The 2336-nt window shown below is 73.3% G+C and carries 2 protein-coding genes and 1 pseudogene; all 3 read right to left on the bottom strand.

Going from position 1 to position 2336, the window contains the following annotated elements; genetic code table 11:
* Nucleotides 1–221, bottom strand: a pseudogene (locus G6030_RS05580) (prenyltransferase); the annotation flags it as partial.
* Nucleotides 218–592: a lycopene cyclase domain-containing protein gene (locus G6030_RS05575; RefSeq protein WP_182642465.1), complete on the bottom strand. Its 375-nt coding sequence runs from the start codon at nt 590–592 to the stop codon at nt 218–220. The gene G6030_RS05575 and the pseudogene G6030_RS05580, both read right to left, overlap by 4 nt.
* The gene (gene crtI, locus G6030_RS05570) at nt 589–2259 is read right to left on the bottom strand and encodes a phytoene desaturase family protein (protein WP_182642464.1); all 1671 of its coding nucleotides are present in this window, start codon (nt 2257–2259) and stop codon (nt 589–591) included. The genes G6030_RS05575 and crtI overlap by 4 nt, the downstream gene beginning before the upstream one ends.
* Nucleotides 2260–2336: the final 77 nt, after the last annotated feature.

The raw sequence follows: 2336 nt of genomic DNA, 5'->3' as shown, positions 1-2336 counted from the left end.
AGACGGATGCCGCTGGTGAGGGCGTCGTCGTAGGCCACGAGCCCGGCGGCGATCATGATGTTGTCGAAGATCGCCGTGAGGACGAGCAGCACCACGAGCGAGCCGCCGACCCCGATGAGCCAGCGTCGCCGGTCCTCGCCGCGCAGGCGCCACAGGGCGATGAGCGCCCCCGCGACCACGGGGATGGCCATGGTGAAGTTGATGGTCGAGTAGATGCTCACGGCCGCTCCCCCGTCCCGACCCGCTGCTCCGCGCGCGGCTTCGCCCGCCGCGCCGAGACGTGCTCGACGGCCGTGGTCACGCCCGTCGCGCACACGAGCGCGAGGTGCGACAGGAACGCGAGGAACACGACCTCCTCGAGCGGGATCTCCGGCGCGACGAGCAGCCCGGTCATGAAGTCGGTCTGCCCGCGGAAGAACACGCCGCTGCGCACGCCGAGCACGTCCCACGTCAGCAGCAGCGCCACGGACGCGGTCACGGCGAGCGCGGTGGCCGCCGGCGCGCGGAACGCCGCGAGCTTCCAGCGGTGATCGATGACGAGGATGCCCGCGAACGAGATGGCCTGGACCGCCAGGTACGCCAGCCCGATCACCGGTCGAACACCGTGCCCCGATCGGTGGCGGCCCGCTCGAACACCGTGCCCCCGCCGGGCTCGGCGACCGGCGCCGTGCTCGTGTCCCCGCGGACGTGCTTGAGCACCAGCTCGGCGCTGATGAGGCACATCGGCAGACCGATGCCGGGGATGGTCGAGGCGCCCGCGTAGTACAGGCCGTCGACGTGCTTGCTCACGTTGCGGGTGCGGAAGAACGCACTCTGGGCCAGCGTGTGCGCGGGGCCCAGGGCGGTGCCGCGCCACGCGCCGAGGTCGGCCTCGAGATCGGCGGGCGCGATGGTGCGCTGCACGACCACCCGCTCGGCGAGATCGTCCGCGCCGGTCCACTCGGCGATCTGGGCGATCGCGCGGTCGGCGGCCGCCTCGATCACCGCGTCGCCGGCCCCGTCCACGCCCCCGTGCCCGAGCGACGGGTCGGCGGGGATCGGGACCAGGACGAAGAGGTTCTCGTGCCCCTCCGGCGCGATCCCGGCAGCCGGGTCGGTGTCGGTGGCGCTGGGTCGACAGACGTAGAGCGACGCCGGGTCGGGGATGTGCGGGTCGTCGCCGAATATCGCGTCGAACCCCTCCTCCCAGCGGTCGGTGAACAGCAGCGTGTGGTGCGCGAGCTGCGGCAGCTCGCCGCGCACGCCGAGCAGGATGAGCAGCGCGCCCGGCCCGGGCGTCTTGGCGTCCCAGTATTTCTGCGGGTACGTGCGGAGGTCCTCCGGGAGCCACCGGGTCTCGAGGTGGTGGAGGTCGGCGGCGCCGACGACGAGGCCGGCCGGCAGCGTCCGCTCCGCCCCCGCCCGGTCGCGCACCTTCAGGCCCTGCACACGGGCGCGGGCCCGGCCGGACCCACTCCCGGCGGCGCCGTCGGATGTGGTGACGAGTTCGATCGCCTCGGTGCCCGTGTGGATGCGCACCCCCTGCTCCTCGGCCACCCTGCGCACGGCGGCGATCACCTCGGTGAACCCGCCCCGCGGGTAGAGGACGCCGTCGGTGAGGTCGAGGTGGCTCATGAGGTGGTAGATCGACGGCGCCAGGTACGGCGAGGAGCCCAGGAACACGGCCGGGTAGCCGAGGATCTGCTGGATACGCCGGTCGGAGAAGCGCCGCGACACATACGAGTGCAGCGGCTGCACGAGCCGCGCCACCAGGCTGCCGGCCCGGGCCACGACGTCCGGGCGCACGAGCGCCGGATACGAGGTGAAGTTGGTGTAGAGGAACCGCTTGAGCGCCAGGTCGTACGTCGTGCGTGCCGAGTCGAGGTATTTGCCCAGCACCCGCCCGGCGCCGGCCTCGAGCGACTCGAACAGGGCCGTGGACGCCGCGCGGTCCGAGCGGACGTCCACCGGGTCGGGCCGGTTCTCGAAGTACACGCGGTACCCGGGGTCCAGGCGGACCAGGTCGAGCTGCTCGTCGGCGGACGTGCCGCAGAGTCGGAAGAAGTGGTCGAACACCTCGGGCATGAGATACCACGAGGGCCCGGTGTCGAAGCGGAACCCGCCGGCCGACCAGCTTCCGGCGCGGCCGCCGACCTGATCGGTGGCCTCGACCAGGGTGACATCGCGGCCCTCGCGGGCGAGCAGCGCGGCGGTCGCCAGGCCGGCGATGCCGCCGCCCACCACCACGACGGGCCCGTCTGGGGCGTGCCGGGGGCTCATCGCGCCACCGCCCGGCTGCGGCCCGCGGCGGCCCGTCCGAACACCACGAGCTTCACCGGATCGGGAACCCGCACCCG

The sequence above is a fragment of the Dietzia sp. E1 genome, assembly GCF_014145015.1.
GTDB lineage: Bacteria > Actinomycetota > Actinomycetes > Mycobacteriales > Mycobacteriaceae > Dietzia > Dietzia cinnamea_A.
This window is presented reverse-complemented; position numbering and strand designations above follow the sequence as displayed.

Bases quoted from the DNA above. Each gene is read 5' to 3' on its own strand.
- crtI (WP_182642464.1), bottom strand. From the start codon at position 2,259: ATGAGCCCCCGGCACGCCCCAGACGGGCCCGTCGTGGTGGTGGGCGGC.